Source organism: Parasedimentitalea maritima, assembly GCF_005771405.1.
In the GTDB taxonomy this organism is placed as follows: domain Bacteria; phylum Pseudomonadota; class Alphaproteobacteria; order Rhodobacterales; family Rhodobacteraceae; genus Parasedimentitalea; species Parasedimentitalea maritima.
Map to the genome: position 1 here is coordinate 86,083 of NZ_VAUA01000008.1, position 12,550 is coordinate 98,632.

The 12,550-nt window shown below is 54.3% G+C and carries 11 protein-coding genes; 2 read left to right on the top strand and 9 right to left on the bottom strand.

Features of this window, described 5'->3' with window-relative positions:
- Window positions 1–66 precede the first annotated feature (66 nt).
- Complete coding sequence (locus FEE96_RS15910; protein ID WP_138164112.1) at window positions 67–1,716, bottom strand: tetratricopeptide repeat-containing sulfotransferase family protein; 1,650 nt, start codon at window positions 1,714–1,716, stop codon at window positions 67–69.
- Window positions 1,717–1,778: 62 nt separating this feature from the next.
- Between FEE96_RS15910 and FEE96_RS15915 the strand changes: the two genes are divergently transcribed.
- Window positions 1,779–2,468, top strand: a complete 690-nt coding sequence (locus FEE96_RS15915; RefSeq protein ID WP_138164113.1) for an SOS response-associated peptidase — start codon at window positions 1,779–1,781, stop codon at window positions 2,466–2,468.
- On the opposite strand, the gene FEE96_RS15920 is transcribed toward FEE96_RS15915, so the two are convergent.
- Window positions 2,461–2,964 (bottom strand): MarR family winged helix-turn-helix transcriptional regulator, encoded by a 504-nt coding sequence (locus tag FEE96_RS15920; protein WP_138164114.1) that lies wholly within the window; start codon window positions 2,962–2,964, stop codon window positions 2,461–2,463. The two genes, FEE96_RS15915 and FEE96_RS15920, sit on opposite strands and share 8 nt — an antisense overlap.
- Window positions 2,965–3,137: 173 nt before the next feature.
- Between FEE96_RS15920 and mnmH the strand changes: the two genes are divergently transcribed.
- Window positions 3,138–4,199, top strand: a complete 1,062-nt coding sequence (gene mnmH, locus FEE96_RS15925; protein ID WP_138164115.1) for a tRNA 2-selenouridine(34) synthase MnmH — start codon at window positions 3,138–3,140, stop codon at window positions 4,197–4,199.
- Here mnmH and selD read toward each other — a convergent pair.
- From selD to FEE96_RS15960, 7 genes are all read right to left on the bottom strand, one after another.
- Window positions 4,196–6,355 (bottom strand): selenide, water dikinase SelD, encoded by a 2,160-nt coding sequence (gene selD, locus FEE96_RS15930; protein WP_138164116.1) that lies wholly within the window; start codon window positions 6,353–6,355, stop codon window positions 4,196–4,198. The genes mnmH and selD overlap by 4 nt on opposite strands.
- Before the next feature lie 77 nt (window positions 6,356–6,432).
- Window positions 6,433–6,801: a Na+/H+ antiporter subunit G gene (locus FEE96_RS15935; protein WP_138164117.1), complete on the bottom strand. Its 369-nt coding sequence runs from the start codon at window positions 6,799–6,801 to the stop codon at window positions 6,433–6,435.
- Between the two features lie 7 nt (window positions 6,802–6,808).
- On the bottom strand, window positions 6,809–7,078 hold the full coding sequence (locus FEE96_RS15940; RefSeq protein WP_138164118.1) for a K+/H+ antiporter subunit F: 270 nt from the start codon (window positions 7,076–7,078) through the stop codon (window positions 6,809–6,811).
- Window positions 7,075–7,572, bottom strand: coding sequence for a Na+/H+ antiporter subunit E (locus FEE96_RS15945; RefSeq protein WP_138164119.1), 498 nt, complete (start codon window positions 7,570–7,572; stop codon window positions 7,075–7,077). The genes FEE96_RS15940 and FEE96_RS15945 overlap by 4 nt, the downstream gene beginning before the upstream one ends.
- Window positions 7,569–9,125 carry a monovalent cation/H+ antiporter subunit D gene (locus FEE96_RS15950; protein ID WP_138164120.1) on the bottom strand — a complete coding sequence of 519 codons (1,557 nt, stop codon included), beginning with the start codon at window positions 9,123–9,125 and terminating at the stop codon, window positions 7,569–7,571. The genes FEE96_RS15945 and FEE96_RS15950 overlap by 4 nt, the downstream gene beginning before the upstream one ends.
- Window positions 9,122–9,475 (bottom strand): Na+/H+ antiporter subunit C, encoded by a 354-nt coding sequence (locus tag FEE96_RS15955; protein WP_138164121.1) that lies wholly within the window; start codon window positions 9,473–9,475, stop codon window positions 9,122–9,124. The genes FEE96_RS15950 and FEE96_RS15955 overlap by 4 nt, the downstream gene beginning before the upstream one ends.
- A gap of 2 nt (window positions 9,476–9,477) precedes the next feature.
- Window positions 9,478–12,336 (bottom strand): monovalent cation/H+ antiporter subunit A, encoded by a 2,859-nt coding sequence (locus FEE96_RS15960; RefSeq protein WP_138164122.1) that lies wholly within the window; start codon window positions 12,334–12,336, stop codon window positions 9,478–9,480.
- Between the last annotated feature and the right edge of the window lie 214 nt (window positions 12,337–12,550).

Genomic DNA, 12,550 nt, shown 5'->3' on the forward strand with positions numbered 1-12,550 from the left:
CCGCTGACCAATTCAGCGGGGCTTAATTGTACCAGGCGAATGCGTTTTGTTGAGTTTACCTGGCCATCACAGATCATACTCGGGCCACAGGTCGAAATTGAGTTCGTCCAGAAACGGTTTTAGCTCATCCGCGGCCTGTTGCCAGCTTCCTATCGATCTCGTTGAAATCTTGTTCCGAACTTGGTCGACGCTGGCTGTTTTAACTGTACCTGTGTTCCGTTCGGGAGAGATCATCGCTGGGTCCCAGTTAATTCCACAGTGTTGTGCAATGCGTTTACTCACGTTCTCTGGGTCGCGAGTAAGCTGTTCATATTGAACATTGAGAATTTTGGATGCAAAAGTCTTCCGCCACAACTCCATGTACCGACGATACAGATTTGCACTGTGAGCCATTGAAATGAGATCATTTGCGTAGCGAATTCCGCCGGCCGGGAAGCGCTGGATCCAGGTTGAAAGAGCTGTGTCTCGGGGATCCCGTAGAATATTGACAACCTTGGCATTTGGGATGGCGGACAAAATGTAACCCAGTATCTGATAGTTGTGGGGCATTTTGTCGACAGTTGCTAAGCTGCTTTCGGCTGGATTTGGCAGGTTATTATAATAGTGGTGAGCCAACTCAGCAGCATCTGAATCGGTGAACTGATGGTTGGACTCTTGAAAGGTTTTGCAAAACTGTCTGGCGGCGCCCAATTCACCGCAACCATGGACCTGTTCGCTAGATGAAAGCATCATTTCCAGCAAAGTGGTTCCTGACCTTGGTTGGCCAACGACGAAAATGGGTACGCGTGCCTCTACTTCAGACGCGTTCACTATTACGCTCTTCGTTGCGAACTGTTGCTCAGCGAGATCAAAGCCTTTGTTTTCCTTTTCAGACTCGTAAGGATTATGGGAAAAGCGGATTGCGTTGGCCGTCGCGTATATCGGTAAGGCGTCTGTCAGACTTTGGGAAATTTTGATAAGATTGGCACGCGCGTAGTGCAACAAGTCCACTTCCGGAACCTCGTCTTCAGAAATCTTGTCAGTTAGCGCTAAGAGTTTACTTGCCTCCTTAGCTGTTGTTAGCATGGAGAGGTCGTAAATTGCGTCTAGGTCTTTTGGGTCTCTGCCTACAATTCCGGTTAGTACTTTCTTCGCCTCAGCTTGGGCACTTTTTTGGTGAAGGGCCTGTGCAAACAGTCGGGCGGCCATTGGATGTGTTGGTGACAGTTCATAGGCTGAGAGCCGGTCATTGAAGCTTTCATCATAAAGATTCAAATGGCTGTAAGCTGTGCCACGTAAAGTCAAAAGTTCAATTTTGTCAGGAAATACACTTAGGCTGTTAGTGGCGAATTCTACCAGTTCATTCCATCGTTCTTGCCGCGCCAACAGGTTTCCGAGAAGGCTATAAGCGTGAAGTATGTCGGGATACCGACCAATCGTTTGGGTTAGGTATTTTTCGGCTGCCAGTATTTGGTTTGACATCTCAAGAGCGGAGGTCAAATTTTCAATATCTTTTTCACTACGAGGCCGAATCTTGGCTGCTCCCAAAAAGAAGGGGACAGACTTTTTATATTGCCCTTCTGATTGTAGCACAAAGCCTGCCAGTGAACGGAAATCGGGGTCCTTAGGAAACTTTTTAACGCCCAGTTTTGCCTTTTTTAGAGCTTGGGAATTCTTAGCGTTCTCTATGTCGAGGAGTATTTTGGATTTCAGAGAGGCTGCGGGCGACGAAGGCATGAAAGTGAAATATCCTTGAAATTGGTCTGGACATAGTTTCGTTGGTTGTGGATTTTTGAACCATGTGCGGACGACTTGCAAACACTCTTCCCAATGACGCGATGGCTCAGCTGTTTGCTGCACAGCCTTCAAACAGCCTGCCGCATGTGCCCAATTTCAACGTTTGTCCAACAAACCTAGTACATGTCATACGTAGCGGAGAAAATGGGCGCCACTTGATCCCGATGCGTTGGGGGTTTGTGCCACATTGGTATCAAAGTGTTTCTGCCGGTCCACTGTTAATCAATGCACGGGCAGAAACCATTGCTAAAAAACCTGCTTTTGCAGAGGCATGCCGGGGACGCCGTTGCCTGATTCCTGCGACTGGTTTTTTTGAATGGACCAGGGATATACAGGACCGCAAATTACCATGGTACATTCAGCGACGTGATCGTGCTCCTATCGCTTTTGCTGGAATTTGGCAGAGTTGGGGGCAAGAAGATCCAATCAACACCTGTGCCATTGTCACGACCCAAGCCAATAAGCACGTGTCCTTGATCCATCACCGGATGCCACTGGTTCTGGAACAGAAGGATTGGCCGTTGTGGTTGGGGGAGGCGGGGAAAGGTGCCGCGTCCTTGATGCAGCCCGGCGGTGAAGCCGTACTGGACTTTCACCGGGTTGATCCTAGGGTGAACTCAAACCGTGCGTCGGGGCCCGAACTGATCGAGCCTTTCGAACCCGGGGAAGTCCCGGCTGGCCCTCTTATTTAGGGTCTGTGCCGCTGTCGTCGGTCTTGCCCAGCCCACGGTGTGGTGCCCGGCTTAAATCATTACCAGCAAGTATTAGTTTTTGCAGCAATGCCACGAACTGCGCTTGTTCTTGCGCGTTTAGCCCTGACAGAATGTCAGGCTGGGCGGCTTTCACCAATGGATGCGCTTTGCTCAGCAATGTCTCACCATCTGACGACAGAAACAGTTCACGCGCCCGCCGATCTGATTTGGACACTTTGCGCAGCACAAGTCCTCTGGCATCAAGGCGGTCTATGACCTTGCCGAGTGTTGCCCTGTCGTAGGCAATCAGCCCTGCAACTGTTGCCTGATCAATACCGGGGTGGTCCCGGATAGCGCAGAGAGCTGCAAATTGTACCGGCGTCAGGGACAATCCTGCGGCGGCGACGTGTTCCATGAATTGGGCAACCGAAATCTGGTTCAGCCGCCGGATCAGATGGCCGGGCATGCTGTGAATGTCCAGAGGGGATAATTCCATTTTATACTCGCAGTAATAGCCTAGTTTTAGGGTGGAAGGGCACCCGTCGGAAGTATTGGTGAAAACACCTGCTTTAAGATTACTTTTCATTACTTCGTTTACGCAAGCTGCTTTTGTCATATCGACTGAAAACGACACTTTCCCTAGCACTCTCCTGCGGCTAGAGGTGGCGCATGGCTTTGACATTCCCCTCGCTGCTCGACCTTTTGGATCACTCCTATGATAGTGTGATTGATGTCCGTAGTCCCGGTGAATTTGCTGAGGATCATATCCCTGGCGCAATCAGTCTGCCGGTTCTGGATAATAGTGAACGTGCTGAAGTTGGTACGATGTATGTCCAGAAAAGCCGGTTCCTGGCCCGCAAACTTGGTGCGGCAATGGTGTTCAGAAACTCTGCCCATCACATAGAAACAGCACTGGCGGATAAGGATGGGGGGTGGCGACCCTTGGTCTATTGTTGGCGCGGTGGTCAGCGATCGGGTTCTTTCACCTGGCTTATGCAGCAGGTTGGCTGGCGCGCTGAACTGATTGAAGGGGGTTATCAAACCTACCGGAGATTGGTGAAATCTTATCTATATGACCAGCCGCTATCGCATTGCCTGGTGGCATTGGATGGATATACCGGCACCGCTAAAACAGATCTTTTGCAACTGGCAAAGGATCGAGGTGCGCAGGTGCTGGACTTGGAAGGCTTGGCGAACCACCGGGGGTCATTGTTGGGCGGTATGGCTGGACCTCAGCCAAGCCAAAAGGCGTTCGAGACCGGTATTGCGTCTTGCCTGGCACGGTTTGACACAACACGCCCAGTTCTGGTGGAGGCTGAATCCAGCAAGATTGGTGATCGAATCATTCCTCCGTCATTGTGGACCGCGATGAAAGCAGCCCCACGTATTCAGATCGAAGCCCCCGTTGCAGCACGTTGCCGTTATTTGGTGCAGGCCTATGATGATATCCTGTCTGACGCCGATATGTTACGCCGCAAGCTGGAACCATTGCGCGCACATCGGTCCAATGCGGTGGTGGATGCTTGGCTTGAGATGATCCGCGAGGGCAACAAGGTGGCATTGACTGAGTCGTTGATGGTTCACCACTATGATCCGGCCTATTCCAAATCGCGCCAGTTGTTGGATGCTGAGATATTAGCAGAGGTTCAAGTGTCAGACTTGGACGCCGTAGGGCTGGATGATGCAGCAGACAGGGTTACCGTTTTTTTGCAGCAGTTTGTGCCTGCCTAAACCAGCTCTATCCCGTCTGGCCCTGACGTCATTGTCCCGATCACGGCCGCTGATTCACCTGCTTGTTGCAGCTCGTTCAACAGCGTTTCAGCATTGTTGGCACAAACCGCTGCTAGTAACCCTCCAGCGGTTTGTGGATCAAACAACAGATCCTGTGCTGAAGAGGTTTGCTGATTAGGCGCCAACGCGCGGTTGTCGGCAAACAGGGACGAGCGAATGCCCAGGTCGGCCAGTTGCGCAGCGCCTTGCATCAGCGGCACCGCACCGGTGTTCAACCGGGCCCCAAGGCCTGAAGCTTCGCAGATGCCAGACAGGTGCCCATAAAGCCCAAACCCTGTCACGTCAGTCATGGCGTGTGCGCAGTTCAGGATCTCGGATGCCCGTTCTTGCGGGCGCGACATCTGCGTCAAGGCGGCAGCGACCCATTCCCCATTGGCCTGGCCTGCCATTTCCGCCGCCATGATCACACCCGATCCAATGGGTTTGGTCAGGATTAAAACATCCCCCGGCAGGGCTCCAGCCAATGTGACCGCAGGCTGATGACATAGTCCGGTAACGGTGAAGCCAATGGTTAGTTCGTCACCAAGTGAGGTATGGCCTCCGACAATTTCAGAACCGGCCTCTCTCATCAATTGGCTAGCCGTGGCCATAATCTCTCGCAATGTACGTTCCTGCAATTCGGGAGACATCCGGGGCAGGATTAAATTGGCGGTTGCTGCCTGAGGCTGCGCCCCCATCGCCCAAATGTCGCCCAGAGCATGTACCGCTGCGATGCGGGCCATCACCACAACATCGTTGGTTAATGCCCGCAGGTGATCTGAGCTGATAACTTGTTGCACACCGCCGGTCATCAGCAATGCAGCGTCGTCACCGGGCAGAGGCGTAATGTCGTTTCGTTCTGGGCTGGGCAGTGGGGCAAGGGCGGCGCGCAGAGCATTGCGCCCTACCTTGGCTCCGCAGCCGCCACACATTGGCTTGTCGCCGATGGCCTCCGCCATGCCCAAGGTGTGAAGTGGGGGCAGGGTGGGTTGTTCCATCACTGGATAGTCGCGGAACTTCGCCATGAATTTCTGATCGATCTGGTTCTTCCAACGCCACATCATTGGGCCGGACAGGGTGCGGCCCAGTCGTTCAGCCAAAGCCGATTTCTGCCCCAGTGAGATCAGTTTGAGATAGTCTTTTTGAGGTTGATAGGGGCGCAGCTTGCCGCCGCTCAATACCGCGCGCAGATTGTCGAACAGCACCGGGGCTTGACGTACGGCATAGACCCCGGCTTTGGGACGCGGCGCGTGAGTCAGATGGGCGCAATCACCGGTGGCGAAGAGTGCCGGATCTGAACTTTGCAGGTTGGCATCCACGCTGATGAACCCTTTGTTCAAGGTCAGCCCGGTTTCAGAAATCCAACCATAAGGGCGCGCTCCAGCGGCTCCAGTTGTGAAATCAGACAGAACCTCGCGGCCATCTTGCAATCGGATATGGTCGGGTTGGATGCTTTCAATACCAACGCCTTCCAGCAACGTCACCCCGTGCTCGGTCAGCGCGACACGTAGCTTGTTGCGGGCCGAGGCACCCAGTGCAGTTAAGGCTTTGGCGCTGTCGATCAGAGTGGCCTGGGCCAACCGTCCCTGTGATTTTAGCGCATATGCCATTGCCAGAACCAGTTCGACACCAGCGACACCGCCGCCGATGACTGCGAGATGAGCTGGGGCGAAACCTGCGCGAAAGGTATCCCACTTGGCGGCAAAAGCGCCCAGCGGTTTGGCTGGAATTGCATGGGCAGCAAAACCGGGCAGGTTCGGCATTTCTGAGGTAATACCGATATCAACGGAGGCAACGTCATAGGCAATCGGTGTACGCCCGGGCACCCGTATCATGCGGGCAGCAGTGTCAATTCCAGCGGCAGCGCCGAGCACCACCCGCGCCCCGGCAAAACGCGCCAGCTTTACCAGATCAATATCCAGATCCGAGCGTTGATAATGGCCTGCTACAAATCCTGGCAACATGCCGGAATAGGGCGCGGTAGGACCAGGGTTGATGACGGTCAGGCGGCCCCCAGGCAGGGGCGACATGCCCCATTTTCTCAGAACCAGCGCATGGGCATGGCCGCCTCCGATTAAAACCAGATCTTTGGTCAACGGCAGGTGAGAGTTTTTCATTGTCGGATCGACCTTATCGCGGGTCCCACATAGCTTATGCTTGGGGTCGTCTTGTAGAATTAGGCGGTGTGAACCGCTCAACCCTCGTCGTTGTCTGGCAGGTTTTTAGTTGCCCATGCCCCATCTTCACCTGCTGCTGGCAGGGTGTCGCGACTTTCCCTCTGGTGGATGTGCACCTTGGCAATGAAATTCGCCGTAATAGGGGCCGTCAGCAGTAGGAAGAGGGTGATCATCAGTTCATGCACTGACAAATACGGCCCGTTTGCATAGGCATTGGCCATTGATGCCAGCAGAACGCCGCCGACCCCCAAGGTGGTCGCCTTGGTGGGGGCGTGCAGCCGTGACATTGCGTCATTCAGCTTTAGCAGGCCAAACGAGCCAACCAGCCCAAACAGACCAGCCATGATCAGGAATGCGGTGATCAGGAGTTCGAAAAACTGTTCCATGTCGGTCTCACTCGATGATGTTGCCGCGCAGGATGAAACGCGCGTAGGCAACCGTTGAAACAAAGCCAAGCATGGCAACAATCATTGCCGCTTCAAAATAGATCCCGGTGCCCAGGGCGATACCATAGAGCACCATCAGGGCGATGGCGTTGATGAACATAGTGTCCAAGGCCAGAATACGATCGGCGATTGCATCAGCAAATAACACCTTCCAAAGGTTCATCAGAATGGCCAGTGCGAAACAGCCAAAGGCGAATATGGCGGCATAAAGGATCATTCGAAAATCTCCATCAGGCGGCGCTCGTAGCGCTGTTTGATCTCGTCACGCACAGCTTCGGGGTCTGGGGCGTCGAGGCAATGCACCAGCAGGGCATGACCCTCGGCTGAGACATCAGCGGTCAGGGTGCCGGGCGTCATGGTGATGGTCCCAGCCAGTGTTGTGATGGCTTCGGGGGTGCGCAAGTCCAGTGGGATTGTAACCCAGTTAGGCTGGCGGTTGGCGTTGGATTTAAACACCACAATCTTGGCCACCACCACATTGGCCACCACGATGTCGTAAAGCACCAGCAGAATATACTGGATGACCTTTAGCGGTTTGACCAAACGGGGGCGATCAGGCCAAAACGGTTGGGTGAAAAACGGGATCACCAATCCTAGGCCAAATCCAAACACCAGTGAGTTGAGTGAAAAACCGTTCACCAACAGCAACCACGTCAGGGTCAGCAGCAGCGTCAGAATTGGGTGAGGTAACAGTCTTTGCAGCAATTTCATTGCTCAGCCCTCCTCAGAACGGCGTCAATGTAGATGTTTGGGTCAAACAACTGCGCGGCAGTGGCAGTTGTATAGTCCATCATAGGGCCGGCGAATATAGTCAGGAGAGCCAAGCTTCCAACCAAGGCGAAGCACGCGACAAACGGCAGCGCTGGGGCATTGGACGCAGGTTCCTCAGTAGGGGCTTGTGTGTCGTCAACGGCTATTTCTGGTTCTGCTTCACGGATGTGGCTGTCATCGTGACTTTTCCAGAATATCTCGGACCCGGCACGGGCCAGGCCGATGATGGTGATCAACGATCCTGCCAGAATAACCGCCCAGATGTACCAGACCAACTCATGATCCCGCGCGGCATCCATTACCAGCAGCTTGCCGACAAAGCCGGATAGCGGGGGCATACCAGCCATAGCGATGGCGCCGACAAAGAACAGCGATGCAATCAACCCGGTCTGCGCCATTGGTCGTTGTGCGATGATGGCGCCGCCGCGGCGTTCAATTATAAGATCGGCAATAAGGAAGAGAAGCGCCGCGGCTAGAGTGGAGTGTACAGTATAGTACAAGGCTGCCGCGGTCGCCTGAGGTGTGAACAGGGCCACCGCAATCAAGAGTGTCCCCATCGACGTTATGGCTCCAAAAGCGACCAGTCGACCTATTTCGCGCGATCCCAGAACACCAAGAGCACCAATGGCCAATGTGAGCATCGCTGCAGGTAGCAACCAGTCACCAACCAGGCCAGCGGTGGCTGCTACATCGGGTCCAAACACCAGAGTGTACATGCGTAGGATGGCATAGGCCCCGACCTTGGTCATGATTGCAAAAAGGGCCGCCACTGGAAGTGGAGCGTAGGCATAAGAGGCAGGCAGCCAGAAGTGCAGCGGCAGAACTGCGGCTTTGATGGCAAACACCAGCAGCAACATCACCGCACCCACGCGCAGTAGTGCAGTGTCATCTGGTGATAACTCAGCTACGCGTACCGCCAGATCGGCCATGTTCAGGGTGCCAGTCACAGCATACAGGGTGCCAAGCGCCAGCAGAAAAAGACTGGAGCCAAGCAAGTTGTAGACCACATATTGCACCCCAGCCTGCAGCCGCTTGGCGCCGCCACCGTGGATCATCAATCCGTAAGACGCGATCAGCAGCACCTCAAAGAAGACAAACAGGTTAAACGCATCACCGGTCAAAAACGCGCCTAAAATGCCCATTAGCTGGAACTGTAACAACGCGTGGAAATGGCGGCCACGAGCGTCCCAACCAGACCCGATGGCGTAAAGAACAACGGCGAGCGCCAGCCCGGCAGTCAGCAGCAACATTAGGGCAGACAAACGATCCAGTACCAGAACGATACCAAATGGCGCCGGCCAATTGCCCAGTTCATAAACTTGAACTGTGCCATCGGCGGCTTGCACTGCGAGGCCCAGCGTGATGGCAAGGAGAGCCACGGTACAGGCAAGTGAGAATATCCGCTGCAGGCTAAGATGGTGGCGCAACACCATGATGATAAATGGCGCAACGATGGCGGGCAGCACAACGGGCGCAATCAGCAAGTGGTTCATGCGTCGTCTCCTGCACCATCGGCATCTTCAATCATGTCAATGTGGTCATCCTTGGCCGACAAATAAGCGCCAAGCGCAATCATCACCACAACAGCTGTCATACCAAAGGAAATCACGATAGCCGTCAGCACCAATGCCTGTGGCAGTGGATCAGTATAGGCAACTTCGGCATATTTGTTCAGAACCGGTGGGGCGTTGATCATCAACCGACCCGTGGCAAACAAAAACACGTTAACGGCGTAAGATAGTAGCGACAGCCCCAGAATAACCGGGAACGTACGCTTGCGAAGGATCAGATAAATCCCTGCAGCAGTCAGGACGCCAACAGCAGAAGCAAATAGGATCTCCATGCTCAGACCTCCTCTTTCAGTTTAGCCGCGTCATCGCGGGCCGGGTTGATATCCATGGCGTGTTCCGAGTTCATTCCCGGCTGCCAAGCCAAGCGGGCGAGGCTTTCCAGAGTCAGCATCACGGCTCCAACCACAGCAAGGAAAACGCCGAGATCGAACAGGGCAGCAGTGGCCCATTCGAATTCTTCCAGCGGCGCCCAGTGCAGGTACCCGAAGGCGCTGGTCAGGAAAGGCTGACCGGCCAACCAGGCGCCCATACCGGTGGCCGCAGCGATCAGAACGCCTGAACCAATAATACCGTGGTAGTACACCTTCTGCCGTTCAGCTGCCCAGCTAAAGCCAGAGGCCATGTACTGCATTAGCATCGCGATTGCGGCGATCAGACCGGCTATGAAACCACCGCCGGGCAGGTTGTGACCGCGGAAGAAGATATAGGCTGCAACCATCAGCGCTAATGGCATCATCACACGTGTAGCCACCACCATCATCAAGGGGTGAGGGTCGCCGTCCTGAGGTGAATCCGGTTTGCGGTTAAGCAAATAGGCTCGTACTTTGGAACCAAGGATAGCTTCGGTCAGGGCGTAGATCACCAGCGCGGCAATACCCAACACGATAATTTCGCCAAAAGTATCATACCCCCGGAAGTCAACAAGGATCACGTTGACCACATTGGTGCCACCACCGCCTTTGTATGAATTGGCGAGATGGAATTCCGAAATCGAAGGTGCACTGAAGTCGCGGGTCATCAGGGCGTAGATCAATCCACCAACGCCGGTACCGGCAACTATGGCAATTACGGCGTCCCGTGCTCGAATGGCAAGTGGGCTTTCGACCGGCGTTTCTTTGGGCAGGAAGTTCAAAGCGAGCAACATCAGAATGATTGTAACAACCTCAACCGAGATTTGGGTCAGGGCTAGATCGGGGGCCGAAAGATAGTTGAACGACAATGAAACGATCAGACCCACCACGCCAATGAGAACCAGTGCCAGCAACCGGTTGCGGTGGTTGAGCACGATGAACCCGGTTGCGGAGACCAGACAAATCCAGCCTATCACCGGTAATGCGCCAGCTTGTTGAACGGCACGTGTGGCCTCAGACGCAACACCACTCTGGTAGGCATACAGCGATATCGCGATTGTGAAGGCCACCATGATGGCAGAGTAGCGGGTGATTGACCCGTTGTGCAGCGCGTCTGTTACGCCACGGCTGGCTCGGGTCAGGGTGCCAAGCAAAGAGTCGAAAATCACCTTGGCTTCCGGTCGTGGGGCTGCGTTCCACATCTTTGACAGACGAGGATGCAGCCACAGCAACAACAGACCACCAGTGACCGCTGCCAATGACATCCACAGGGCTGGGGTAAACCCATGCCACAGTTTCAGTGAGAAGTAGGGCAACTCACCACCAATCACCGCACCTGCGGCAACTGAAACCAATGGTCCAACGATGTGGTTGGAGCCGATGCCAATTGCGATCACCAGGAACACCAAAAAGGCAGGGGCCAGCCAAAGTCCGGTGCCAGGATCGTGGGGATGGGCAGGATAGTCGTGGCGCTTGGGTCCTAGGAAGACATGGACGATGTAGCGGAATGAATAGGCCGCAGAAAACAGGGCTGCAAAAACAGCCAGACCGGGGATGAAATAAGGAGATCCCATCCAGCTGGTGTGAAAGGCCTCTTCCAGCATCATTTCCTTGGATAAGAAACCGTTGAAAGGCGGCAGACCTGCCATCGACAGACATGCAATTAAGGCGATGGTAAAGGTGATCGGCATCAGGAACCGCAATCCACCCAGACGTTTGATGTCGCGGGTATGGGTTTCGTGATCGATGATACCTGCGGACATGAACAGCGCTGCTTTGAAGGTGGCGTGGTTGATGATGTGGAACACCGCTGCCACCGCGGCGATCTTGGTACCAAAGCCCAGCAACATGGTGATCAGGCCTAGATGACTGACGGTAGAAAACGCAAGCAGTGCCTTAAGATCATCTTTGAACAGGGCAATCACTGCCCCCAGCACCATGGTGATCAAGCCCGTTGTGGCAACAATGTAGAACCATTCTGGTGTTCCGGCCAACACGGGCCACATTCGCGCCATCAAGAACAATCCAGCCTTCACCATGGTGGCTGAGTGTAGATAAGCGGAGACCGGAGTTGGTGCGGCCATCGCGTGTGGTAGCCAAAAGTGGAACGGAAACTGCGCCGATTTGGTAAAGGCGCCTATCAGGATCAAGATCAACGCGGGCAGGTACAGCGGGGAAGCTTGGATCAGCTCTTTGTGTTGCAAGATTACAGTAAGATCATAGGAACCGACGATATGGCCAAGAATTAGCATACCTGCGATCATTGCCAGACCACCTGATCCAGTTACCGCAAGCGCCATGCGGGCGCCTTGACGCCCTTCGGGTAAGTGCTTCCAGTAACCGATCAACAGGAAAGAACTGAGCGAGGTGAGTTCCCAGAACACCAGCAAGAGCAGGATGTTGTCGGAAAGGACGATGCCGACCATAGCGCCCTGAAACAGCAGAAGATATGTATAGAACTGCCCCATCGGATCCTCACGCGACAGGTAAAACCGTGCATAAAGGATGATAAGAAGGCCAATCCCCAATATCAGCCCGGCAAACAGTAAGCCCAACCCGTCGAGAAAGAAGTTGGTGTTCAACCCCAGGCCCGGCAACCAGTCCAGCCGTGCCTGTATCACTTCACCGCGAAGGACAGCAGGTGCGTTTAGCAGTAAGCCGACAAAGGCCAGAAACGTGGTGAAACCAGCGGAAGCCGCAGCGGCATTTCGCCCGGCGCGGATCAGTAACGCAGGAAACAGCGCGCCAAGAAAAGGCAGGGCCGCAATCAGAAACAGGGACACGTGATGTTCTCCGGGCTTGGGCAAGGCAAAGTTATAGTTGCCTAAGCAATTTTTGGCTTCTGTGCCAGCCCTTGCAGCCCTTGGAAGGGGCTGATTTTTTCTGACACGCCACGTTTTTATTGAATTCTGCTGCTTAAGTGGTGTCGGTTGGCGACGTTGACAAGAACTTGATGACCTTGTCAGAGGCTTTTTCTGACCGGTGCCGCAGAACATG

Bases quoted from the DNA above. Each gene is read 5' to 3' on its own strand.
- FEE96_RS15920 (WP_138164114.1), bottom strand. From the start codon at position 2,964: ATGGAATTATCCCCTCTGGACATTCACAGCATGCCCGGCCATCTGATC.
- FEE96_RS15940 (WP_138164118.1), bottom strand. From the start codon at position 7,078: ATGATCCTTTATGCCGCCATATTCGCCTTTGGCTGTTTCGCACTGGCC.
- selD (WP_138164116.1), bottom strand. From the start codon at position 6,355: ATGAAAAACTCTCACCTGCCGTTGACCAAAGATCTGGTTTTAATCGGA.
- FEE96_RS15915 (WP_138164113.1), top strand. From the start codon at position 1,779: ATGTGCGGACGACTTGCAAACACTCTTCCCAATGACGCGATGGCTCAG.
- FEE96_RS15945 (WP_138164119.1), bottom strand. From the start codon at position 7,572: ATGAAATTGCTGCAAAGACTGTTACCTCACCCAATTCTGACGCTGCTG.
- FEE96_RS15935 (WP_138164117.1), bottom strand. From the start codon at position 6,801: ATGGAACAGTTTTTCGAACTCCTGATCACCGCATTCCTGATCATGGCT.
- FEE96_RS15950 (WP_138164120.1), bottom strand. From the start codon at position 9,125: ATGAACCACTTGCTGATTGCGCCCGTTGTGCTGCCCGCCATCGTTGCG.
- mnmH (WP_138164115.1), top strand. From the start codon at position 3,138: ATGGCTTTGACATTCCCCTCGCTGCTCGACCTTTTGGATCACTCCTAT.
- FEE96_RS15910 (WP_138164112.1), bottom strand. From the start codon at position 1,716: ATGCCTTCGTCGCCCGCAGCCTCTCTGAAATCCAAAATACTCCTCGAC.
- FEE96_RS15955 (WP_138164121.1), bottom strand. From the start codon at position 9,475: ATGGAGATCCTATTTGCTTCTGCTGTTGGCGTCCTGACTGCTGCAGGG.